The organism is Pseudomonas sp. 20P_3.2_Bac5 (assembly GCF_025466035.1).
Taxonomy (GTDB): domain Bacteria; phylum Pseudomonadota; class Gammaproteobacteria; order Pseudomonadales; family Pseudomonadaceae; genus Aquipseudomonas.
The window spans coordinates 68,849-91,065 of record NZ_JANLOA010000105.1; the positions used below are offsets into that span (position 1 = coordinate 68,849).

Sequence of the window (22,217 nt, forward strand, 5' to 3'; positions counted from 1 at the left end):
GGTCCGTGCAATGACAACTCTGTTTGATCCGCTCACCCTCGGCGATCTCGAACTGCCGAACCGCATCATCATGGCGCCGCTGACCCGCTGCCGCGCCGACGCCGGCCGCGTGCCCAACGCGCTGATGGCCGAGTACTACGTGCAGCGCGCCAGCGCCGGCCTGATCCTCAGCGAAGCGACCTCGGTGATGCCGATGGGCGTCGGCTACCCGGATACCCCGGGCATCTGGTCCAACGACCAGGTCCGCGGCTGGACCAACGTCACCAAGTCGGTGCACGCCGCTGGCGGACGGATCTTCGTCCAGCTCTGGCACGTGGGCCGCATCTCGCATCCAAGCTACCTGAACGGCGAACTGCCGGTGGCGCCCAGCGCGATCCAGCCCAAAGGCCATGTCAGCCTGGTGCGCCCGATCACCGAGTTCCCGACCCCACGGGCGCTGGAAACCGCCGAGCTGGCCGATATCGTCGATGCCTACCGCACCGCCGCCGAAAACGCCAAGGCGGCCGGTTTCGACGGCGTTGAAGTGCATGCCGCGAACGGTTACCTGATCGACCAGTTCCTGCAAACCAGCACCAACCAGCGCACCGACTGCTATGGCGGCTCGCTGGAAAACCGTGCCCGCCTGCTGCTGGAAGTGACCGATGCGGTCATCGAAGTGTGGGGCGCCAACCGCGTGGGCGTGCACCTGGCGCCACGGGCCGATGCCCATGACATGGGCGACGCCAACCTGGCCGAGACGTTTACCTATGTCGCCCGGGAACTGGGCAAGCGCGGAATCGCCTTCATCTGCTCGCGGGAGAAGGAAGCCGACGACAGCCTCGGCCGGCAGATCAAGGAAGCCTTCGGCGGCCTGTACATCGCCAACGAGAAGTTCGACAAGCAGAGCGCCAACACAGCCCTGGCCGATGGCTGGGCCGATGCCGTGGCCTTCGGCGTGCCGTTCATCGCCAACCCGGACCTGCCGGCTCGTCTCGCGGCGGATGCACCACTGAATGAACCGCGCCCGGAGAGTTTCCATGGCGGTGGACCGGTGGGCTACATCGACTATCCGCGGATGTAAAAGGAGGTGATGGCCTTATCGCTGTGGTTTGGCGATAAGGCCGTCAGCCTTTTCAGAAAGCATCAGTTCCGCGCATTGATCTGCTGCTGCAGATTCTGCACCTGACTCTGCAGCGTATTGAGGTTGCGGGTCACCTGCCCGCGAAACGCATCGAACTCGGCTGTCGATGCTCCGCCAGCCGCCGCACCCGCAGGGGCCGCCGGGCGGTTTTCCTGCTCGCTCTTGAGCACCAGCAGGTCCTGCTCCAGTCGCTGGGTCGCGGCCGCCTGGCTTTTCAACTGGGCATCGATCTTGCCGCCATCCACCCGCGCGGCTTTCAGGCTCGCCACTTCATCCGCCACGCTCTTGAGCTGCGCGTCGATCTTGCCGCCGTCCACCTGGGCCGCCTTCAACGCCGCCAACTCGGTCGCCACCGTCTTCAACTGTGTCTGCAATTCGCTCTGCAACTGGGCATTGGCCGCCTGCTGCTGGCTGACCTGGGCCATCGCCGCTTCCAGGCGCTTGCTCAGGTCGCCCGCCTGGCCGGCAACGCCTTCCTGTTGCTTGCCCTGTTCGACGAGGCTGCTCTGCAACTGACGCACTTGCAGTTTCAGCGCTTCATTCTCGGTGCTGACCGACGTCTCGGTAGCGCTGACCTTGCCGGAAATCGCCTGCAAACGCCCCGCCGCCTCTTCGCTGATGCGCGCGAAGCTCTCCTGGGTCGCCACCAGTTGTTGCTCCATCAGGGAAATCTGCTGGAAGCTCCACCAGGCCACCCCGCCCAACGCGATGAACGATGCGCCGAGCAACGCCCACAACGGCCCGGTCAGCGGTGCCTTGGGGGTTTTCGCGCGCACCGCACGCGGATGGGCCGGCGGGGCGAATTCGTCGTCATCGCGCTCCACCGCCTTGAGGGTGGGCACGTCATCAAAGTCGTCTCGAGCATCGTTGCGCATGGATAGTTTTCAACCACGGTGATAGCAAAATGGGCGCCAGTATAAACCGCTTGCGCGGCGCCCTCATCGACCATAAGTAGCGGTTCTGGTTCAGTGACCGCCGTGCTGCGCCTGCCACCAACTGCAGAATTCATCCAGAGCGGCCCAGACACTGACCTGCGGGCGGTAGTCCAGGTAGTGCCGGGCGCGGCTGATGTCCAGGGTGAAATCCTTGCTCATCACCTGGGTGCCGAGGCGGGTCAGGGTCGGTTGCGGGCGTCCCGGCCAGAGCATGCAGAAGCCTTCGTTCAGCGCGGCGGCGGTGTACGCGAGGCCGACGGAGCGATAACGGGTGACCTGCGGCAGCGACATCCGCCGCATCACGTAATTGACCACGTCCCAGACCGGCACGGGCTGGCCGTTACTGATGTTGTAGGCCTGGCCGAGCGCCTCGGGGCCGGCGTTGATCGCACTGAACAGCGCCTCGTTGAGGTTCTGCACACTGGTGAAATCCACCTTGTTCAGGCCATTGCCGATGATCGCCAGGCGGCGCTTGGCCTGCATCTTCATCAGCCGCGGGAAAATACTCATGTCGCCGGCGCCGGTGACAAAGCGCGGGCGCAGGGCCAGGACTTCCAGGCCGAACTCCTGGGCGCCGAAGACTTTCTGTTCGGCCAGGTGCTTGGTGCTGCCGTAATGGTCGTAGAAACGCTTGGGCACCTGATCTTCGGTGATCCCGGTGCGCGAGCGGCCATTGAAGTAGATCGACGGCGACGAAAGGTGCACCAGCCGGCGCACATGTTCTTTCAGGCAGGCCTCGACCACGTTTTCGGTGAGCACCACATTGCCTTGATAGAAGTCCTGATAACGACCCCAATTGCCCACCGCGCCGGCGCAATGGACCACGGTGTCGATGCCCTGGCACAGGCGCCGAGCCACTTCCGGGTCCGCCAGGTCGCCGGGAATGAACTGCGCCCCGCGCCGCACCAGATGCTCGACGCCCTCGGGGCGCCGGCCGTTGACCCGCACCTCCAGGCCCTGCTCCAGCGCGAAGCGCGCGAAGCGCCCGCCGATGAAGCCGCTTGCGCCGGTGACCAGAATTCCCATGAAGCTCTCCGCCTACTATTTTTTTCCAGATGTTGCAGACGCCGCCGACTCGCTCCACGGCACCAGCCAGGTGCCGGCACTGCGCAGCAGATGATCCGTGAGTTGGCCCAGCAGTTGCCCGCCATTGCGCCAATGATGCCAGTACAGTGGCACGTCGATGGGACGGTCAGGGAGAATTTCCACCAGCCGCCCGCTCGCCAGTTGTTCGCGTGCCTGTAACTCCGGCACCAGCCCCCAGCCCAGCCCCGCCTCGGTCAGGCGTAAAAAGCCTTCGGACGAGGGGCACAGATGATGCAGGAATCCATCACTGATGCCTAATGAAGCCATGTAGCGATGCTGCAGGAAATCGTCCGGGCCGAACACGATCGCCGGGGTCCGCGCCAGCCGACGCGGTTCGACGCCTTCGGCGAAATGCCGGGTCATGAACGCCGGGCTGGCCAGCGCCCGATACCGCATGGCACCCAACAGCACGCTGCGCGCACCGGCCACCGGGCGTTCACTGGCGCACAGGCAACCGGCCACTTCGCCGGCGCGCATGCGTTTTAGGCCGACTTCCTGGTCTTCCACCACCAGGTCCAGCAACACCTGAGTGCGGGCGCAGAAATCGCCCGCCGCTTCCGCCCACCAGGTGGCCAGGCTGTCGGCGTTGAGCGCAATCCGCAGGCGCTCCGGCAAGCCTTCTTCATCCAGCGCCGGGACCTGGCCCTGGAGGTCCCGTTCGAGCAGGCGCACCTGCTGCACATGGTTGAGCAGGCGCCGGCCGATCTCGGTCGGCGTCGGTGGCGTCGCGCGCACCAGCACCGGCTGTCCGACCCGCGCTTCAAGAAGTTTGATCCGCTGGGAGATGGCCGATTGCGACAGCCCGAGCATTTGCGCGGCCCGCTCGAAACCGGCCTGTTCGATGACCGCGGCCAAGGCTGAGAGCAGCTTGTAGTCGAACATCACTTTTCCTAATGCGGGATGAGGTTTATTGGTTTTTCTTATAGCGCAGGAATCGCCAGTATTGCCAGCGACAGAGTGCCGTCAGGCGGTCCATCGCGAGCGAGCTCGCTCCTACAGAGATTGGTGTTGTCGGGGCGCCGAACCGTCGCGATGGACCGCAACGCGGTCCCTTGAATCCTGCAATCCGGAGTCAAATCCCCATGTGGCAAAGCTACCTCAACGGCCTCCTCGTCGCCTTTGGCCTGATCATGGCCATCGGCACCCAAAACGCCTTCGTCCTCGCGCAGAGCCTGCGCCGCGAGCATCACCTGCCGGTGGCGGCCTTGTGTGTGTTCTGCGATGCGGTGCTGGTGGCACTCGGCGTCTTTGGCCTGGCCACGGTGCTGGCGCAGAACCCGACATTGCTCGCGGTGGCGCGCTGGGGTGGCGCGATCTTCCTGATCTGGTACGGCGCCAAGGCGCTGAAGCGTGCCTGTTCGAAGCAGAGCCTGGAACAAGGTGAGGGCCAGGGCCTGCGCTCGCGCCGCGCGGTGTTGCTCAGCGCCCTGGCGGTGACCCTGCTCAACCCGCACGTCTACCTCGACACCGTGTTGCTGATCGGCTCGCTCGGTGCTCAGCAAACCGTGCCGGGCGCCTATGTGGCCGGCGCCGCCAGCGCTTCGCTGCTGTGGTTTTTCACCCTCGCACTCGGTGCGGCCTGGCTCGCACCATGGCTGGCGCGTCCCAGCACCTGGCGGCTGCTCGACCTGATGGTCGCGGTGATGATGTTCGCGGTGGCGGCGCAACTGATCTTCAACTGAAACAGCCACTTGTCCGCCGGCTGAAACGGCTCTGGAACCTCTTGTCCATACACTTGTTGCGTGGTTTAGACGTGGGCCCGGTGCTATGATCCCGGGTCTGCGTCGCAAAGAGTACAAACTCGCCGACGCTCTTCCGGCCGCCCGTGATCGGCCTTGCGTTCACCGCACCAGACCTGATTAGGAGATTCACCATGGCTTTTGAATTGCCGCCGCTGCCTTACGCCCACGATGCCCTGCAGCCGCACATTTCCAAGGAAACCCTGGAATTCCACCACGACAAGCACCACAACACCTACGTCGTGAACCTGAACAACCTGGTGCCAGGCACCGAGTTCGAAGGCAAGACCCTGGAAGAAATCGTCAAGACCTCCTCCGGCGGCATCTTCAACAACGCCGCTCAGGTCTGGAACCACACCTTCTACTGGAACTGCCTGGCGCCAAACGCCGGCGGTCAACCAACCGGCGCCCTAGCTGAAGCCATCAACGCTGCGTTCGGTTCCTTCGACAAGTTCAAGGAAGAGTTCACCAAGACTTCCGTCGGCACCTTCGGCTCCGGCTGGGGCTGGCTGGTGAAGAAAGCTGACGGTTCCCTGGCCCTGGCCAGCACCATCGGCGCCGGCAACCCGCTGACCAACGGCGACACCCCGCTGCTGACCTGCGACGTTTGGGAACACGCCTACTACATCGACTACCGCAACGTCCGTCCGAAGTACGTCGAGGCGTTCTGGAACCTGGTCAACTGGAAGTTCGTCGCCGAGCAGTTCGAAGGCAAGACCTTCACTGCCTGAGTCACGCACTCCTGAAAAAACCCGGCCTTGCCGGGTTTTTTTTGGTTCTTCGACGAGGACGATGATATTTGAGCTTGGGCTTTCAGGAGTCTATGTTGCGGGTTTATCCATTCGACGCGGCGAGGCTGCCGGCCCCTTCCGCCTCTACGGCGGGTCCATTTTGTCTTGGCAAAATAGACGAAAACCGCTCGCTCCTGCATCCGGCCCTACGCTGCGCTCCGGGTCCCCTCCCTCCGGTGTCTTGCGGGGCCACGCGGCCTACGACTTGCAAGCAAGTCTACATCTCGCGTCTTCGGCTAACGCCGAAGGTGCTGCGCACTGCCCCTACAGGCACCTCCACTCGGCCTCCTGACGTCGCACCTTGTGGCGTCTGAACTTGCGCGCACGAAGATCAAGAGCAAAAAAGAGCAAATCGGTGGTTTCACCAAGCTGTAATTTCGAAGATGCGTCAGCCCAGGCGCCGCCCGTAACTTCGCGACTTCAGGAGGCCGAGCGGAGGTGCCTGAAGGGGCAGTGCGCAGCACCTTCGGCGTAGTCGAAGACGCGAGATGTAGACTTGCTTGCAAGTCGTAGGCCGCGTGGCCCCGAAAGGCACCGGAGGGAGGGGACCCGGAGCGCAGCGTAGGGCCGGATGCGGGAGCGAGCGGTTTTGCCTACTTTTCCCAAGCAGAAAAGTAGGCCGCCGTAGAGGCGGAAGGGGCCGGCAGCCTCGCCACATCGAATGGATAAGCCCCCAAAGCCCAAACCCGAACATCACCGCCTCCGGAACTCCGCGAAGAGCCTTTATTTCGCTTCTCCACAGCAGCATTGCTCTTGCCGCTTGCGCAAGGCGCGCTAACATCAAGACCTTGGAAACTTTCATCTTCCGGCACTCAAGTCGCGCGGCAGGTCAACCGATACAGTGCCTAAACGACCGTCGCAACGGTCGGACCGGTAGCAGGAACACTGCAAAACCACCACGCACGGCCTGCTGCAAAGGCCGATAGTGGATTGCCACATTTGATGGCAAAATGATGCCATGCGCATGGATTAAGGAAACCCCATTGAAGCTGGAACTCAAGAACAGCTTATCGGTCAAGTTGCTCAGGGTTGTCCTGCTCTCGGCGCTGATCGTCGGAGTGGTGCTCAGCTGTGCGCAGATCGTGTTCGACGCCTACAAGACCCAGCAGGCCGTCGCCAATGATGCCCAGCGCATCCTCGACATGTTCCGCGACCCGTCGACCCAGGCCGTCTACAGCCTCGACCGGGAAATGGGCATGCAGGTCATCGAAGGTCTGTTCCAGGACCGGGCGGTGCGCATGGCTTCCATTGGCCATCCCAACGAGACCATGCTCGCGGAAAAATCCCGCCCGCTGCAGGAGACGCGCACCCGCTGGCTCACCGACCCGATCCTCGGCAAGGAGCGTGCGTTCAGCACCCAGTTGGTCGGGCGCGGTTCGTACAGCGAGTATTACGGCGACCTGAACATCACCCTCGACACCGCCTCCTACGGCGAAGGGTTCATTTTCAGCTCGGTGATCATCTTCATTTCCGGCGTCCTGCGCGCCCTGGCCATGGGCCTGGTGCTGTATCTGATCTATCACTGGCTGCTGACCAAACCGCTTTCGCGGATCATCGAACACCTCACCCAGATCAATCCCGATCGCCCCAGTCAGCACCAGTTGCCGCTGCTCAAGGGTCACGAGAAAAACGAGCTGGGCCTGTGGGTCAATACCGCCAACCAGTTGCTGGCCTCGATCGAGCGCAACACCCATCTGCGCCACGAGGCGGAAAACAGCCTGCTGCGCATGGCCCAGTACGATTTCCTCACCGGTCTGCCGAATCGCCAGCAATTGCAACAGCAACTGGACAAGATCCTCATCGATGCCGGCCGCCTGCAACGCCGGGTGGCGGTAATCTGCGTCGGCCTCGATGACTTCAAAGGCATCAACGAACAATTCAGCTACCAGGCCGGCGACCAGTTGCTGCTGGCGCTCGCCGATCGCCTGCGCGCCCACAGCGGCCGGCTCGGCGCCCTGGCGCGACTGGGCGGCGACCAGTTCGCGCTGGTCCAGGCCGATATCGAGCAACCCTACGAGGCGGCCGAGCTGGCCCAGAGCATTCTCGACGACCTGGAGGCGCCCTTCGCCCTCGATCATCAGGAAATCCGTCTGCGCGCCACCATCGGTATCACCCTGTTCCCGGAAGATGGCGACAGCACCGAAAAGCTGCTGCAGAAAGCCGAGCAGACCATGACCCTGGCCAAGTCCCGCTCGCGCAACCGCTATCAGTTCTATATCGCCAGCGTCGACAGCGAAATGCGCCGCCGCCGCGAGCTGGAAAAAGACCTGCGCGAAGCCCTGTCGCGCAACCAGTTGTTCCTCGTCTACCAGCCCCAGATCAGCTACCGCGACCAACGCGTGGTCGGCGTCGAGGCGCTGTTGCGCTGGCAGCACCCGGAGCTGGGCATGGTCCCGCCCGACCAGTTCATCCCGCTGGCGGAGCAGAACGGCAACATCGTCAGCATCGGCGAATGGGTGCTCGACCAGGCCTGCCGACAACTGCGCGAATGGCACGATCAAGGCTTCAGCGAACTGCGCATGGCGGTCAACCTGTCCACCGTGCAACTGCACCACAGCGAATTGCCGCGGGTGGTCAACAACCTGCTGCAGATGTACCGCCTGCCGCCGCGCAGCCTGGAACTGGAAGTCACCGAAACCGGCCTGATGGAAGACATCAGCACCGCCGCCCAGCAACTGCTGAGCCTGCGTCGCTCCGGCGCGCTGATCGCCATCGATGACTTCGGCACCGGCTACTCGTCGCTCAGCTACCTGAAATCGCTGCCGCTGGACAAGATCAAGATCGACAAGAGCTTCGTCCAGGACCTGCTGGAAGACGACGATGACGCCACCATCGTGCGCGCCATCATCCAGTTGGGCAAAAGCCTCGGCATGCAGGTCATCGCCGAGGGTGTGGAAACCGCCGAGCAAGAGTCCTACATCATTGCCCAGGGCTGCCACGAAGGTCAGGGCTATCACTACAGCAAGCCGTTGCCCGCCCGGGAACTGGTGGCGTTCCTCAAACAATCGCAGCGCAACCACGTGTCGATACTCTGAGACGACACAAAAATTGCCCAAGGACGACAGCGCACTAATATTTACGCGGCGCCCTCTTTACACAAAATGCAAATCTTTCGCATTATGTCGCCACTTTTGCGTGCCCCGGCACGCCTGTTCAACCCTTCGACGCAGGAATTCGCCATGATTCGTATGCCTCTGGCCACCGCCAGTTTGCTGGCCATTGCCATCTCCCTCGCCGGCTGCGGCGACAGCAAGGACAAGGCTGCCGCACCGCAAGCCCAGGCGCCGGCAGCGGCTGCCACGCCAGCCGCACCTGCCGCCGCCGGCGCGGTGGACGAGGCTGCCGCTCAGGCCGTGGTCAAGCACTACGCCGAGATCGTCCATGCCGTCTACAGCGACTCGCTGAGCACCGCGAAAACCCTGCAAACCGCCATCGACGCCTTCCTCGCCAAGCCGAACGACGAAACCCTGAACGCCGCCAAGGCCGCCTGGGTCGCCGCGCGCGTTCCGTATCTGCAAAGCGAAGTGTTCCGCTTCGGCAACACCATCATCGACGACTGGGAAGGTCAGGTTAACGCCTGGCCGCTGGACGAAGGCCTGATCGACTACGTCGACAAGAGCTACGAGCACGCCCTGGGCAACCCGGCCGCCAACGCCAACATCATCGCCAACACCGAGATCCAGGTCGGCGAAGACAAGGTCGATGTCAAAGACATCACCCCCGAGAAACTGGCCAGCCTGAACGAGCTGGGCGGTTCCGAGGCCAACGTCGCCACCGGCTACCACGCCATCGAATTCCTGCTCTGGGGCCAAGACCTGAACGGCACCGGCCCGGGCGCCGGCAACCGTCCCGCGTCGGACTACCTGGAAGGCCAGGGCGCCACCGGCGGCCACAACGACCGTCGTCGCGCTTACCTGAAATCGGTCACCGACCTGCTGGTCAGCGACCTGGAAGAAATGGTCAAAAACTGGGCTCCGGGCGTTTCCGACAACTACCGCGCCTCGCTGGAAGCCGAGCCTGTGGCCAACGGCCTGCGCAAAATGCTGTTCGGCATGGGTAGCCTGTCACTGGGTGAACTGGCGGGCGAGCGCATGAAGGTTTCCCTGGAAGCCAACTCGCCGGAAGACGAACACGACTGCTTCAGCGACAACACTCACTACTCGCACTTCTACGACGCCAAGGGCATCCGCAACGTCTACCTGGGCGAGTACGCCCGTCCTGACGGCACCAAGCTGACCGGCCCGAGCCTGTCCTCGCTGGTTGCCAAGGTCGACCCGGCCACCGACGCCACCCTGAAGGCCGACCTGGAAGCCACCGAAGCCAAGATCCAGGTGATCGTCGACCACGCCCTGAAAGGCGAGCACTACGACCAACTGATCGCCGCCGACAATGCGGCCGGCAACCAGATCGTGCGTGACGCCATCGCGTCGCTGGTCAAGCAGACCGGCGCCATCGAACAGGCCGCGGGCAAACTGGGCATCACCGACCTGAACCCGGACACCGCCGATCACGAATTCTGATCAGCGCCGGCAACGGACAAGAAAGGCGACCTTCGGGTCGCCTTTTTCCGTTAAGCCGCCTGAAACTCGAGACGTGTAGCGAGTCACCGATTTCATCCAGCAAACGCAAACTCCTCTTATTCACGCCGCCTCGTCCTGTTAAGCTTGCGGGCTTATTTTTCGTACACCGCCCGGGATTGTCGGATGCCCTCACCGCTTCGCCTGTGTCTGCCCCTCTTGCTGGCCTTGCCCCTGGCCGCCTGCGACGAAGCCCCGCGCTTCACCCAGGCCGAGCCCGGCGAGGCCCGTGCCGGTGGCGATACCACGGTGAACCGCGGCGACCAGAACGCCTATTCGATGCCGTCGGCCAACCTGAGCGCGGCGCGGCGCCTGGACTTTCATGTCGGCAACAGCTTCTTTCGCAACCCGTGGGTGATCGCCCCGTCGACCACCACCGCCCGCGATGGCCTCGGCCCGCTGTTCAACACCAACGCCTGCCAGAACTGCCACATCCGCGATGGCCGCGGCCATCCGCCAGAGCCCGGTGACAGCAACGCCGTGTCGATGCTGGTACGCCTGTCGATCCCCAACCAGCCCGAATACGTAAAGGTCATCGAGCAACTGGGCATCGTCCCGGAACCAGTCTACGGCGGACAGTTGCAGGACATGGCAATCCCCGGCGTGACGCCGGAAGGCAAGGTCCGGGTCGATTACACGACACACACCGTGACCTTCAAGGACGGCACCCAGGTCGAACTGCGCCAGCCGCGGCTCAACATCACCCAGCTCGGCTATGGCCCGATGCACCCCGACACGCTGTTCTCCGCGCGCATCGCCCCGCCGATGATCGGCCTCGGCCTGCTCGAAGCGATCCCGGAGGAAGCCATCCTCGCCAACGCCGACCCGGACGACCGCAACGGCGACGGCATTCGCGGCCGGCCCAACCGGGTCTGGGACGACGCCCGCCACGAAACCGTGCTGGGCCGCTTCGGCTGGAAAGCCGGGCAGCCGAACCTCAACCAGCAGAATGTCCACGCCCTTTCCGGCGACATGGGCCTGACCAGCAGCCTGCGGCCGATGGACGACTGCACCCCGGCGCAGACCGCCTGCAAGCAAGCGCCCAACGGCAATGGCGCCAACGGCGAACAGGAAGTCAGCGACAACATCCTGCGCCTGATCCTCTTCTACACCCGCAACCTCGCGGTGCCGGTGCGCAAGGACGTCGAGTCGGCGCAGGTGTTGGCCGGCAAAAAACTGTTCTTCCAGGCCGGCTGCCAGGGCTGCCACACCCCGCAGTTCACCACCGCGGCGAATGCCGCCGAGCCGGAACTGGCCAATCAGGTGATCCGCCCCTACAGCGACCTGCTGCTGCACGACATGGGCCCCGGCCTCGCCGACCAGCGCAGCGAATTCGCCGCCGGCGGCCAGGACTGGCGCACCGCGCCGCTGTGGGGCATCGGCCTGAACCAAACCGTCAGCGGCCACACCCAGTTTCTCCACGACGGCCGCGCGCGCAACCTGCTCGAAGCCGTGCTCTGGCACGGCGGCGAAGCACACGCCGCCCAGCGTCACGTCTTGACCTTCAATGCCGAGCAACGCGCCGCGTTGCTGGCGTTCCTCAACTCACTCTAGAGAAGGAGCCGGACATGTTCCGTCCCAAGCTGTTGTTCACCAGCCTCGCCGCCCTCGCGCTGGGCGCCTGCTCGCCGCAAGACCCGCAGGCCGTGACCTCCGCCGCCATCGCCAAGCAGGTGATCATGCCGACCTACAGCCGCTGGGTCGAAGCCGACCGCCAGTTGGCCGTCAGCGCCCTCGCCTACTGCGAAGGCAAGGCAAGCCTGGACACCGCCCGCGCCGATTACCTCCACGCGCAGAAAGCCTGGGCCGAGCTGCAACCATTGCTGATCGGCCCACTGACCGAAGGCAACCGCGCCTGGCAGGTACAGTTCTGGCCAGACAAGAAAAACCTCGTCGGCCGTCAGGTCGAGCAATTGGTCAACGGTGACAAGCCGGTGGATGCCGAGACCGTGGCCAAGTCCAGCGTCGTGGTGCGCGGCCTCTCGGCCTACGAATACATCCTCTTCGACAGCAAGCCGGACGCCGCCAACCCTGAGCAGAAAGCGCGCTACTGCCCGCTGCTGGTGGCCATCGCCGCCTACCAGAAGACCCTCGCCGAAGACATCCTGAAGAGCTGGAACAGCAACGACGGCATGCTCGCGCAACTGACCAAGTTCCCCAACCAGCGCTACGCCGACTCCCACGAAGCCATCGCCGACCTGCTGCGCGCCCAGGTCACCGCCCTGGACACCCTGAAGAAGAAGCTCGGCACGCCAATGGGCCGCCTGAGCAAGGGCATCCCGCAGCCACTGCAAGCCGAAGCCTGGCGCAGCCAATCCTCGCTCAAGAGCATCGCTGCCAGCCTGGCCGCGTCGCAGACCGTCTGGGTCGGCGTCGACAACCAGGGCCTGCGTGGTCTGCTGGGCAAGGATCAGAAAGCCCTGGCCGACAAGATCGACGCCGCCTACGCCGACTCGATCAAGCTGCTGGACGCCAACCAGCGCACCCTCGACGAACTGCTGCAGGACGATGCCGGCCGCCAGCAGCTCAACGCGATCTATGACAGCCTGAACGTGGTCCACCGCCTGCACGAAGGCGAACTGGCCAAGGCGCTGAACATCCAACTCGGCTTCAACGCCAACGACGGTGACTGATCATGCTGCGACGCCAGGCCCTGAAACTCGGTAGTGTTCTGCTCAGCGCCCTCACCCTGGGCGGCTGGACCCTGCTGCGGCAAAAGGAGCGGCCGCCGCTGTTGCTGTCCGCCCGCGATGACGCGGACGGCCAGCACTACGCGGTCGGCTATCGCCTGGACGGCACCCAGGTGTTCGCCACCCGGGTCGCCCAGCGTTGCCACGACATCATCAATCACCCCGAACGGCCCATCGCCCTGTTCGTCGCACGTCGCCCGGGTACCGAAAGCTACCTGATCGACCTGCGCGACGGCGCCTTGCTGCAGACCATCGCCTCGCAACCGAACCGGCATTTCTACGGTCACGCGGTGATCCACAAAGGCGGCGAGTGGCTGTATGCCACCGAGAACGACACCACCGATCCTGGACGTGGCGTGCTCGGCGTGTACCGCTTCGAAGGCGAGCGCCTGGTTCATACCGGGGAAATTTCCACCCACGGCGTCGGCCCGCATCAGGTGTCGTGGATGCCGGACGGGGAAACGCTGGTGGTGGCCAACGGCGGTATCCGTACCGAGGCCGAAAGCCGGGTCGAGATGAACCTGAACGCCATGGAGCCGAGCCTGGTGCTGATGCACCGCGATGGCAGCCTGATCAGCAAGGAAACCCTCGGCCAACAGATGAACAGCGTGCGTCACCTGGCCATCGGCAACGATGGCACCGTGGTCGCCTGCCAGCAGTTCATGGGGGATGCCCACGAGACCGCCGAACTGTTGGCGATCAAGCGTCCGGGCCAACCGTTCGCGGCCTTCCCGGTGCCGGAGCATCAGTTGCAATCCATGGCCCAGTACACCGCCAGCGTCGCCGTGCACAGCGAACTGCGCCTGGTGGCGATGACCGCGCCACGGGCCAACCGCCTGTTCATCTGGAACCTCGACGACGCCAGCGTGCGCCTGGACGCGCCGATGCCAGACTGCGCCGGCGTTGGCGCGGTGGCCGATGGTTTCGTGGTCACCTCCGGACAGGGTCGCTGCCGCCTGTACGATTGCCGCAAGGACGAGTTGGTAGGACAGCCGCTGCAACTGCCTTCAGGCCTGTGGGACAACCACTTGCATCTGGTCTGAAGCGTGGTCGCCGGGCGTAGGGCAAGCGAGTAGACTTCGCCAATACCGAATCCAAGGAACTGGAATATGCTGCGCCGTCGCATGCTGATCATGTTGGGCATCGTGCTGCTGATCGTGCTGATTCTGGGGGGCTACAAGGCCTTCGCCATCTATCAGCAGATCCAGGTGTTCTCCGCCCCCAAGCCGCCCGTCAGCGTGGCGGCGACCGAGGCGCGGGAACTCGCCTGGCAAAGCCGGTTACCCGCCGTGGGCAGCCTGAAGGCGCTGCAAGGTGTCGACCTGAGCCTGGAAACCGAAGGCACGGTGAAAACCCTGCTGTTCGAGTCCGGGCAACAGGTCAAGCGCGGCCAGCCGCTGCTCGAACTGGACAGCGAAGTGGAAAACGCCCTGCTCGGCACCGCCCAGGCCGACCTTGGCCTGGCCAAGGTGGATTACAACCGTGGCGGCCAACTGGTCGGCAGCCAGGCCATCTCCAAGGGTGAATACGACCGCCTGACCGCGCAGTACCTGCGCAACAAGGCCGTGGTCGATCAACTCAAGGCCTCGCTCAACAAAAAAAGCATCACCGCGCCCTTCAGCGGCACCATCGGCATCCGCAAGGTGGATGTTGGTCAATACCTGCCCAGCGGCACGGTGATCGCCACACTTCAGGACCTGAGCAGCCTCTACGTCGACTTCTCCGTGCCCGAGCAGGCCCTGCCGAAACTCAGCCTGCAACAGCAGGCGCTGATCAGCGTCGCCGCCTTCCCCGGCGAGACCTTCACCGCCGCCATCAGCGCCATCAACCCCAAGGTCGACGACGCCACCCGCAACGTGCAGATTCGCGCCACGCTGGCCAACCCCGACGGCAAACTGCTGCCCGGCATGTTCGCCAGTGTGCAGGTGCTGCTGCCCAACCCGCGCAATGAAGTGGTGGTGCCGCAAAGCGCGATCACCTACACCCTGTACGGCAACTCGGTGTATGTCGCGGTGCCGAAAAAAGCCGAGAACGGCGAGCCGGAGCACGATGCCGAAGGCAAGCCGGTGCTGATCGCCGAACGGCGCTTCGTCACCACCGGCGAGCACCGCGATGGCCTGGTGGTTATCAGCAAGGGGCTCAAGGTGGGCGAACAGGTTGTCACCGCCGGGCAGCTCAAGCTGACCCAGGGCGCGGCGATCGCCGTCAGCCCCGACAAGACCCAGAAAGCCGAATCGAACAGCCAGCCCGGCACCGACTGAACAAGGAGCCGTCATGGCTTTTACCGATCCGTTCATCCGCCGTCCGGTGCTGGCAACCGTGGTCAGCCTGCTGATCGTGTTGCTCGGTTTCCAGGCCTGGAGCAAGTTGCCCATCCGCCAGTACCCGCAGATGGAAAACGCCCTGATCACGGTGACCACCGCCTACCCCGGCGCCAACGCCGAAACCATCCAGGGCTACATCACCCAACCGATGCAACAGAGCCTGGCGAGCGCCGAGGGCATCGATTACATGACCTCGGTGAGCCGGCAGAATTTCTCGGTGATCTCGATCTACGCGCGCATCGGCTCGGACAGCGACCGCCTGTTCACCGAGTTGCTGGCCAAGGCCAACGAGGTCAAGAACAAGCTGCCGCAAGACGCCGAAGACCCGGTGCTGAGCAAGGAAGCGGCCGATGCCTCGGCGCTGATGTACATCAGCTTCTACAGCAGCGAACTGAGCAACCCGCAGATCACCGATTACCTGTCGCGGGTCATCCAGCCCAAGCTGGCCACCTTGCCGGGCATGGCCGAAGCGGAAATCCTCGGCAACCAGCTATTCGCCATGCGCCTGTGGATCGACCCGGTGCGCCTCGCCGGCTACGGGCTGAGCGCCAGCGACGTCACCGAGGCGGTGCGCCGCTACAACTTCCTGTCCGCCGCCGGTGAGGTGAAAGGCGAGTACGTGGTCACCAGTATCAACGCCAGCACCGAACTGAAGTCCGCCGAAGCCTTCGCCAACATCCCGCTCAAGACCAGCGGCGACAGCCGGGTGCTGCTCGGCGATGTGGCGCGGGTGGAGATGGGCGCGGAAAACTACGACACGGTCAGCTCTTTCGACGGCACGCCGTCGGTGTACATCGGCATCAAGGCCACCCCGGGCGCCAACCCGCTGGACGTCATCAAGGAAGTGCGCAAGCTGATGCCGGAGCTGGAAAGCCAGTTGCCGCCGAACCTCAAGGCCTCCATCGCCTACGACGCCACCCTGTTCATCCAGGCGTCCATCGATGAGGTGGTAAAAACCCTGATCGAGGCCGTGCTGATCGTCATCGTCGTAGTGTTCCTGTTCCTCGGCGCCTTCCGCTCCGTGCTGATCCCGGTCATCACCATCCCGCTGTCGATGATCGGTGTGCTGTTTTTCATGCAGTTGATGGGCTATTCGCTGAACCTGCTGACCTTGCTGGCCATGGTGCTGGCCATCGGCCTGGTGGTGGACGACGCCATCGTCGTGGTGGAAAACATCCACCGCCATATCGAAGAGGGCAAGACCCCATTCAACGCGGCGCTGGAAGGTGCGCGGGAAATCGCCATGCCGGTGGTCTCGATGACCATCACCCTGGCGGCGGTCTACGCTCCGATCGGCTTCCTTGAAGGGCTCACCGGCGCGCTGTTCAAGGAGTTCGCCCTGACCCTCGCCGGCGCGGTAGTCATCTCCGGCATCGTCGCCCTGACACTGTCACCGATGATGTGCGCCATGCTCTTGCGCCACGAAGAAAACCCGTCCGGCCTGTCTCACCGCCTGGACAAGCTCTTCGAACGGCTCAAGCAGCGTTACCAACGGCTGCTCCACGCCACCCTCGATACCCGCCCGGTGGTGCTGGTGTTCGGCGCCATCGTGCTGTGCCTGATTCCGGTGTTCCTCAAGTTCAGCACCTCGGAACTGGCGCCGAACGAGGACCAGGGCATCATTTTCATGATGGCCACCGCGCCGCAGCCGACCAACCTCGACTACCTGAACAGCTACACCGACGAGTTCACCCGGATCTTCAAAGAGTTCCCGGAGTACTACTCATCGTTCCAGATCAACGGATTCAATGGGGTTCAGTCGGGGATCGGCGGCTTCCTGCTCAAACCGTGGGACGACCGCAAGCGCTCGCAGATGGCGTTGCTGCCGGAAGTCCAGGCCAAACTCAATGGCATCGCCGGCCTGCAGATCTTCGGCTTCAACCTGCCATCGCTGCCGGGCACCGGCGAGGGCCTGCCTTTCGCCTTCGTGATCAACACGCCGAACGACTATGAATCGCTGCTGGACGTGGCCCAGCGGATCAAGGAGCGGGCCGAGGCTTCAGGCAAGTTCGCCTTCCTCGATATCGACCTGGCTTTCGACAAGCCGGAAGTGGTGGTCGATATCGACCGCGCCAAGGCGGCGCAGATGGGCGTGTCCATGGATGTGCTGGGCAGCACCCTCGCGACGCTGCTGGGCGAAGCGGAAATCAACCGTTTCACCATCGACGGACGCAGCTACAAGGTGATCGCCCAGGTCGAACGGGCCTACCGCGACAACCCGGACTGGCTGAACAACTACTACGTGAAGAACCAGGCAGGGCAGATGCTGCCGCTGTCGACCCTGATCACCGTCAGCGACCGTGCGCGACCGCGCCAGCTCAATCAGTTCCAGCAACTCAACTCGGCGATCATCCAGGGCTTCCCGATCGTCAGCATGGGCGAAGCGCTGGACACCGTGCGCACCATCGCCCAGGAAGAAGCCCCGGCGGGCTTCGCCTTCGACTACAGCGGCGCGGCGCGCCAGTTCGTGCAGGAAGGCAGCGCGTTGTGGGTGACCTTCGGCCTGGCGCTGGCGATCATCTTCCTGGTGCTGGCGGCGCAGTTCGAGAGTTTCCGCGATCCACTGGTGATTCTGGTGACCGTGCCGATGTCGATTTGCGGGGCGCTGATTCCGCTGTTCCTGGGGCTGTCGAGCCTGAACATCTACACCCAGGTTGGGCTGGTAACCCTGATCGGCCTGATCAGCAAGCACGGCATCCTGATCGTCGAGTTCGCCAACCAGCTACGCGAACAGAAAGGCCTGACAGCCCGTGAAGCGATCGAGGAAGCGGCGGCAATTCGTTTGCGGCCGGTATTGATGACCACGGCGGCGATGGTCTTCGGCATGGTCCCGCTGATCTTCGCCAGCGGCGCCGGGGCGGTCAGCCGGTTCGATATCGGTACGGTGATTGCGACGGGGATGTCGGTGGGGACGCTGTTTACCCTGTTCGTGCTGCCTTGCGTCTACACCCTGCTGGCGCGTAAGGATGAACCGCGTACCGTCGAGCAAACCGCCTGAAATGATTTGGGGCTGTCATGCCCTTCGCGAGCAAGCTCGCTCCTTGTAGGAGCGAGCTTGCTCGCGAAGGGCGTCGCAGCCCCAAATACACCCAGGATCAGCCCTGAGCGCGCAGCCCTTGGCTCATGCCAAACAGAAACAGCAGCAGATCATGGTCGGGCTGGGCCTGGACCTGCGGTTTCGCCACCCGCGGCAATGGGCAACGCTCCGAAACATCGGAGGCGCTGATCACACCCGGGCGAGGCTGCTCCCATGCCGCCACCGCAACGGTCGCGGTAGCCAGGGCAGCCAGGAGAAACAAACTTCGAGCTATTTCTAGTTTCATCACTCTAAACCTTTGACAGCGCTGCCAAACGCCATTCGGTAAAAGTAGAGCAGCTTTTGCCAGTCGGCATCATTCCACGACGAATGGCGGCGCAGTTGGCGAAGGTCATTGGCAGCGGCCTTGTGCCGGCTGAGACGCCGACGGCATTTTTCCAGGTCCAACAGTGCGATCTCGGCGCGGGCATCGGTGCCCTCACCCACGACCTTGACGAAGACATGCTTGGCATACAGGCAACCGTGCTGCCAATGCCCCAGGTGCATCCGCGCCAGGTTACGTGCCAGGTCTTCCAGCACGCGGTCGTGCAGGACCTCGCCATAGCGCTCACGGCCACCCGCGGCATACCAGTTATCAATCTCCTCGAAACCGTCCAGCGCCTCGCTGACCAGCAGCGCACGCCATTGGTGATCGGCATCGCGCTCGACACCGCAATAGACGATGTTCGGTACACGCACGCCCAGTTGCTCGAAACTGTGCAGCGCTTCGTACTCGCGCAACACCGTAGGGCGGCCAAAAGGATGCAACAGACTGCGGTAGATATGACCAATCTGGCGCTTGGCATACAGCATGTGCCCGCGGTCATCACGCAAGCGCTGCACACCACTCTCGCCGCCACGGCGCTGGTTGGGCTCTTCCACCCACTCGCCCTGCTGCTTCCAGAAATAGTCGAACCGGTCAGTGCCGGAGGTCCGGCCCGCGTCTGTCACATCCATTTTTTTCAACCCTTGCGCAATACATAGACTCGCCACATGGCGTAGAACGGCAAAAAGTCCATTCGTTCCTGAATCCGGAAGCCGGCAGCCTTGAACTCCTCCTCGACCGTAGCAGCCGGTAACACAAAGCGATTCTGGTAACTTCCAGTCTCACCTGTGGCCCCACGACGGGCTTCGAGTTTTTTCCGGCGCCATGCCTTGATATTGCCGTCCACCCATAGCGAAACAATCACGCTATCACGGCTAACTCTTTGAAATTCCTTGAGAATTGTCATCCTGTGAGCGGCTTCACCAATGTGGTGGAACAGCCGCATGCAGAAAATGCTGTCTACCGCGTTGTCGGGCAGATCGATTGCGAAAGCTGAGGTCTGCAAGGGCCGTACCCGTTTAACCACTTCAGCCGGTTGCGAGCGACACGCGGTCTCCAGCATGGCCGCGGAATTGTCGGCCCCGATGATCACGCGGTTGGCCTTTTCCGCCAGCAGCGGCCAGAAGCGGCCGGCACCAGAAGGCAGGTCCAGCACCAGTCCCGGCTCTCCCGCCAGCATCAGGGCGCGTCGGGCCAGTTGCTCATCACGCTGGTGCGACAAGCGACGGGCAAAGCTGGCCTGGTGCTTCTCGTAGTATTGCTGGGCGTGGCTCTGATCGTACTTTTCGGAAAAATCGAGCTTGATAGGACTGGACATGGCACATCTCCTGACTGCAATGAGCGCCACGTTACGCGGGACAACGTTGCCGTCAGGTCATGTGCGTGTGAAAAAAATGTCACGCAAATTCTCAAGCTTTACAAAGTATTACCTGGATCCAAAACGTACTCAGGCGTCAGGAGTCACTCCTCTGTCGCCCAGGTTCACGTGGAAACGGCAGCCGTGCGGCTGGGTTGCGCTGAGGCTGACCACCCAGCCCTGATCGTCACAAATACGCTGAACCAGTGACAAACCCAAACCAAGACCATCGCCACGTTTCTCGCCGCCGCGCACGAACGGCTGGAACATCGCCTCGCGCTGCTCCTCGGGAATCCCCACGCCACTGTCCTCGACCATGAAGCTGTCCACGTCCAGTGTCAGGCGGATAAAACCTGAGTCGGTGTAATGCGCAGCATTGCGCAGCAGGTTGCCCATCACCGATTGCAGGAACGTCGCGTTGTAGAGCTGCGGCGAGACCGCATTGACCACAAGGCTCAGCGAGAGGCCCTTCTGCTCGATGGTGTCGCGCCACACGCCAATCAGTTCATCGCCGACTTCCTTGAGGGTCGTCCGCGACGCGACAGCGCCTTCATCGCGCTGGGCGCGGGCGAGCATCAGGAAGGTCTTGACCAGTTCCTGCATCTCTTCGGTGGCGCGGGCAATCCGCTCTACCTGGGAGCGAGCACGGTCATTGAGGCCGGGGTATTCCATCAGCAGTTCGCAGGAGCTGGCCAGGACCATCAGCGGTGTGCGCAGCTCATGGCTGACGTCGCTGGTAAACAGCCGCTCGCGGGTCAGCGCATCGCGCAAGCGACCCAGCGTGGCATCGAAGGCCACGGCCAACTGCCCCACTTCGTCGGCGGCATAATCCGGTGCCAAGGGCGGCGCCAGGCCGAGCAGCTGGTCGCGATGACGAACCTGCCGCGCCAGACGAATAACCGGCGCCATCACCCGCCGCGCCAGCACCCAACCGAGGAACACCGCCAGCGCCAGGCTGAGGACAAACCCCACTACCACCACGGCGAACAGCACCCGCTCGCGTTCTTCGAAATCGCTCTGGTCCTGCAACAGCACATAGCGCCGGCCATCCACCACCTCAACCATGGCGTGGTACGACAGGTGCTCACGGAACACTTCGTGGAAACCGGGATTCAGGTGCTTCAGGTCCGACGGCAGGGCGAAGTCATCACGTCCGCCACTGTAATAGAACAGCTGGTCGGGCCGCGGCCGGTGGCTCCATTCACTGACGCTGTCCATCAGCAGCAAGCGCTGCAAGTCGCCACCCAGCACGGTGGAGATCAAGCGCTCTTCCACCAGGTGCACCGTCGCGACGATACCGAACGCGAACGCCCCCGCCACCAGCGCGCTCATCAGCGCGAAGGCGATAATGATCCGCTGGGCAAGGCTTTGCTTAAACTCCATCACGGCCCTCGGCCAGCCGGTAGCCGACGCCGTGGACGGTGTGCAGCAGCGGTTTTTCGAACGGTTTGTCGATGACCTGGCGCAATTGGTGGACGTGGCTGCGCAGGCTGTCACTGTCCGGGCAATCATCGCCCCACAGGGCCTCTTCCAGCACCTCGCGACGCAGCACGTGCGGGCTCTTCTGCATCAGCACCGCCAGCAACTTCAGGCCCACCGGATTGAGTTTGAGCAGGCGGCCCTGGCGGGTAACCTCGAGGGTGTCGAGGTCATAGCTCAGCTCGCCCACCTGCAGACTGCGCCGTCCGCCGCCCTGGGCACGGCGCAGCACCGCTTCGATGCGCGCGGCCAGCTCGGAAAGGGCGAAAGGCTTGAGCAGGTAATCGTCGGCGCCGGAACGGAAGCCTTGCAGGCGATCGTCGAGCTGGTCGCGGGCGGTGAGCATGATCACCGGCGTGTCGCGGCGGGCATCCTCGCGCAGGCGTTTGCACAAGGTGTAGCCGTCGATGCCGGGGAGCATGATGTCCAGCACGATCAGGTCGTAGTGTTCGGTCGCGGCAAGGTGCAGGCCCGACAGTCCATCCTGTGCGCAATCGACCGTATAGCCCTTGAGGCCCAGGTAGTCGGCCAGGTTGGCCAGGATATCGCGGTTATCTTCAACCAGTAGTATGCGCATGGCGTCCTCTCGTTTCTGTTGCTGTGGCCGTCTGGCTGGCGCAGCTTACGGTCATAGTAGACAAGCCGCTAGGCCAACCGGGCGATATTGTCACCTGACGTTTTTTTCACGGTGGATTCACAAACAAGGCATGCGCCGGGA

At 63.4% G+C, this 22,217-nt stretch carries 18 protein-coding genes; 10 read left to right on the forward strand and 8 right to left on the reverse strand.

Annotated elements, in window-relative coordinates; all coding sequences use genetic code 11:
• Nucleotides 1-10 precede the first annotated feature (10 nt).
• Nucleotides 11-1,060, forward strand: a complete 1,050-nt coding sequence (locus NTD88_RS19100; protein WP_262128218.1) for an alkene reductase — start codon at nt 11-13, stop codon at nt 1,058-1,060.
• 62 nt (nt 1,061-1,122) lie between these two features.
• On the opposite strand, the gene NTD88_RS19105 is transcribed toward NTD88_RS19100, so the two are convergent.
• The 3 genes from NTD88_RS19105 to NTD88_RS19115 all read right to left on the reverse strand — a co-directional run bounded on the left by NTD88_RS19105 (nt 1,123) and on the right by NTD88_RS19115 (nt 4,023).
• Nucleotides 1,123-1,995 carry an ATPase gene (locus NTD88_RS19105; protein WP_262128217.1) on the reverse strand — a complete coding sequence of 291 codons (873 nt, stop codon included), beginning with the start codon at nt 1,993-1,995 and terminating at the stop codon, nt 1,123-1,125.
• Between the two features lie 90 nt (nt 1,996-2,085).
• Nucleotides 2,086-3,081, reverse strand: a complete 996-nt coding sequence (locus tag NTD88_RS19110) for an NAD-dependent epimerase/dehydratase family protein (RefSeq protein WP_095154732.1) — start codon at nt 3,079-3,081, stop codon at nt 2,086-2,088.
• A gap of 15 nt (nt 3,082-3,096) precedes the next feature.
• On the reverse strand, nt 3,097-4,023 hold the full coding sequence (locus NTD88_RS19115; protein ID WP_095154731.1) for a LysR family transcriptional regulator ArgP: 927 nt from the start codon (nt 4,021-4,023) through the stop codon (nt 3,097-3,099).
• Nucleotides 4,024-4,223: 200 nt separating this feature from the next.
• Between NTD88_RS19115 and NTD88_RS19120 the strand changes: the two genes are divergently transcribed.
• The 9 genes from NTD88_RS19120 to NTD88_RS19160 all read left to right on the forward strand — a co-directional run bounded on the left by NTD88_RS19120 (nt 4,224) and on the right by NTD88_RS19160 (nt 18,260).
• Nucleotides 4,224-4,823 carry a LysE/ArgO family amino acid transporter gene (locus NTD88_RS19120; RefSeq protein WP_110973117.1) on the forward strand — a complete coding sequence of 200 codons (600 nt, stop codon included), beginning with the start codon at nt 4,224-4,226 and terminating at the stop codon, nt 4,821-4,823.
• A gap of 191 nt (nt 4,824-5,014) precedes the next feature.
• Nucleotides 5,015-5,611 (forward strand): superoxide dismutase, encoded by a 597-nt coding sequence (locus tag NTD88_RS19125; protein WP_095154728.1) that lies wholly within the window; start codon nt 5,015-5,017, stop codon nt 5,609-5,611.
• Nucleotides 5,612-6,624: 1,013 nt separating this feature from the next.
• Complete coding sequence (locus NTD88_RS19130; RefSeq protein WP_410017295.1) at nt 6,625-8,706, forward strand: putative bifunctional diguanylate cyclase/phosphodiesterase; 2,082 nt, start codon at nt 6,625-6,627, stop codon at nt 8,704-8,706.
• Nucleotides 8,707-8,850: 144 nt separating this feature from the next.
• Complete coding sequence (locus tag NTD88_RS19135) at nt 8,851-10,191, forward strand: imelysin family protein (protein WP_095154726.1); 1,341 nt, start codon at nt 8,851-8,853, stop codon at nt 10,189-10,191.
• Nucleotides 10,192-10,374: 183 nt separating this feature from the next.
• Entirely contained in the window at nt 10,375-11,802 is a 1,428-nt protein-coding gene (locus NTD88_RS19140; RefSeq protein ID WP_262154326.1) for a di-heme oxidoredictase family protein, read from the forward strand.
• Nucleotides 11,803-11,816: 14 nt separating this feature from the next.
• On the forward strand, nt 11,817-12,881 hold the full coding sequence (locus NTD88_RS19145) for an imelysin family protein (protein WP_262154327.1): 1,065 nt from the start codon (nt 11,817-11,819) through the stop codon (nt 12,879-12,881).
• Nucleotides 12,882-12,883: 2 nt separating this feature from the next.
• Entirely contained in the window at nt 12,884-13,981 is a 1,098-nt protein-coding gene (locus tag NTD88_RS19150) for a DUF1513 domain-containing protein (RefSeq protein WP_262154328.1), read from the forward strand.
• A gap of 66 nt (nt 13,982-14,047) precedes the next feature.
• Nucleotides 14,048-15,199: an efflux RND transporter periplasmic adaptor subunit gene (locus tag NTD88_RS19155; protein WP_262154329.1), complete on the forward strand. Its 1,152-nt coding sequence runs from the start codon at nt 14,048-14,050 to the stop codon at nt 15,197-15,199.
• A gap of 13 nt (nt 15,200-15,212) precedes the next feature.
• Nucleotides 15,213-18,260, forward strand: coding sequence for a multidrug efflux RND transporter permease subunit (locus NTD88_RS19160; RefSeq protein WP_262191748.1), 3,048 nt, complete (start codon nt 15,213-15,215; stop codon nt 18,258-18,260).
• Between the two features lie 97 nt (nt 18,261-18,357).
• On the opposite strand, the gene NTD88_RS19165 is transcribed toward NTD88_RS19160, so the two are convergent.
• From NTD88_RS19165 to colR, 5 genes are all read right to left on the reverse strand, one after another.
• The gene (locus NTD88_RS19165) at nt 18,358-18,585 is read right to left on the reverse strand and encodes a hypothetical protein (protein WP_095154720.1); all 228 of its coding nucleotides are present in this window, start codon (nt 18,583-18,585) and stop codon (nt 18,358-18,360) included.
• Nucleotides 18,585-19,295 (reverse strand): lipopolysaccharide kinase InaA family protein, encoded by a 711-nt coding sequence (locus tag NTD88_RS19170; protein WP_262154495.1) that lies wholly within the window; start codon nt 19,293-19,295, stop codon nt 18,585-18,587. The genes NTD88_RS19165 and NTD88_RS19170 overlap by 1 nt, the downstream gene beginning before the upstream one ends.
• A gap of 5 nt (nt 19,296-19,300) precedes the next feature.
• Nucleotides 19,301-19,981, reverse strand: coding sequence for a class I SAM-dependent methyltransferase (locus NTD88_RS19175; protein ID WP_262154496.1), 681 nt, complete (start codon nt 19,979-19,981; stop codon nt 19,301-19,303).
• A gap of 129 nt (nt 19,982-20,110) precedes the next feature.
• Nucleotides 20,111-21,403, reverse strand: a complete 1,293-nt coding sequence (locus tag NTD88_RS19180; protein WP_095154717.1) for a sensor histidine kinase — start codon at nt 21,401-21,403, stop codon at nt 20,111-20,113.
• The gene (gene colR / locus NTD88_RS19185; RefSeq protein ID WP_095154716.1) at nt 21,393-22,076 is read right to left on the reverse strand and encodes a two-component system response regulator ColR; all 684 of its coding nucleotides are present in this window, start codon (nt 22,074-22,076) and stop codon (nt 21,393-21,395) included. The genes NTD88_RS19180 and colR overlap by 11 nt, the downstream gene beginning before the upstream one ends.
• Between the last annotated feature and the right edge of the window lie 141 nt (nt 22,077-22,217).

What these genes read in the sequence shown, in the direction of transcription:
- NTD88_RS19150 (WP_262154328.1), top strand. Translation starts at nt 12,884, where the DNA reads ATGCTGCGACGCCAGGCCCTGAAACTCGGTAGTGTTCTGCTCAGCGCC.
- NTD88_RS19100 (WP_262128218.1), top strand. Translation starts at nt 11, where the DNA reads ATGACAACTCTGTTTGATCCGCTCACCCTCGGCGATCTCGAACTGCCG.
- NTD88_RS19140 (WP_262154326.1), top strand. Translation starts at nt 10,375, where the DNA reads ATGCCCTCACCGCTTCGCCTGTGTCTGCCCCTCTTGCTGGCCTTGCCC.
- NTD88_RS19180 (WP_095154717.1), bottom strand. Translation starts at nt 21,403, where the DNA reads ATGGAGTTTAAGCAAAGCCTTGCCCAGCGGATCATTATCGCCTTCGCG.
- NTD88_RS19120 (WP_110973117.1), top strand. Translation starts at nt 4,224, where the DNA reads ATGTGGCAAAGCTACCTCAACGGCCTCCTCGTCGCCTTTGGCCTGATC.
- NTD88_RS19115 (WP_095154731.1), bottom strand. Translation starts at nt 4,023, where the DNA reads ATGTTCGACTACAAGCTGCTCTCAGCCTTGGCCGCGGTCATCGAACAG.
- NTD88_RS19110 (WP_095154732.1), bottom strand. Translation starts at nt 3,081, where the DNA reads ATGGGAATTCTGGTCACCGGCGCAAGCGGCTTCATCGGCGGGCGCTTC.
- NTD88_RS19165 (WP_095154720.1), bottom strand. Translation starts at nt 18,585, where the DNA reads ATGAAACTAGAAATAGCTCGAAGTTTGTTTCTCCTGGCTGCCCTGGCT.
- NTD88_RS19130 (WP_410017295.1), top strand. Translation starts at nt 6,625, where the DNA reads ATGCCATGCGCATGGATTAAGGAAACCCCATTGAAGCTGGAACTCAAG.
- NTD88_RS19125 (WP_095154728.1), top strand. Translation starts at nt 5,015, where the DNA reads ATGGCTTTTGAATTGCCGCCGCTGCCTTACGCCCACGATGCCCTGCAG.
- colR (WP_095154716.1), bottom strand. Translation starts at nt 22,076, where the DNA reads ATGCGCATACTACTGGTTGAAGATAACCGCGATATCCTGGCCAACCTG.
- NTD88_RS19170 (WP_262154495.1), bottom strand. Translation starts at nt 19,295, where the DNA reads ATGGATGTGACAGACGCGGGCCGGACCTCCGGCACTGACCGGTTCGAC.
- NTD88_RS19155 (WP_262154329.1), top strand. Translation starts at nt 14,048, where the DNA reads ATGCTGCGCCGTCGCATGCTGATCATGTTGGGCATCGTGCTGCTGATC.
- NTD88_RS19160 (WP_262191748.1), top strand. Translation starts at nt 15,213, where the DNA reads ATGGCTTTTACCGATCCGTTCATCCGCCGTCCGGTGCTGGCAACCGTG.
- NTD88_RS19105 (WP_262128217.1), bottom strand. Translation starts at nt 1,995, where the DNA reads ATGCGCAACGATGCTCGAGACGACTTTGATGACGTGCCCACCCTCAAG.
- NTD88_RS19175 (WP_262154496.1), bottom strand. Translation starts at nt 19,981, where the DNA reads ATGTCCAGTCCTATCAAGCTCGATTTTTCCGAAAAGTACGATCAGAGC.
- NTD88_RS19145 (WP_262154327.1), top strand. Translation starts at nt 11,817, where the DNA reads ATGTTCCGTCCCAAGCTGTTGTTCACCAGCCTCGCCGCCCTCGCGCTG.
- NTD88_RS19135 (WP_095154726.1), top strand. Translation starts at nt 8,851, where the DNA reads ATGATTCGTATGCCTCTGGCCACCGCCAGTTTGCTGGCCATTGCCATC.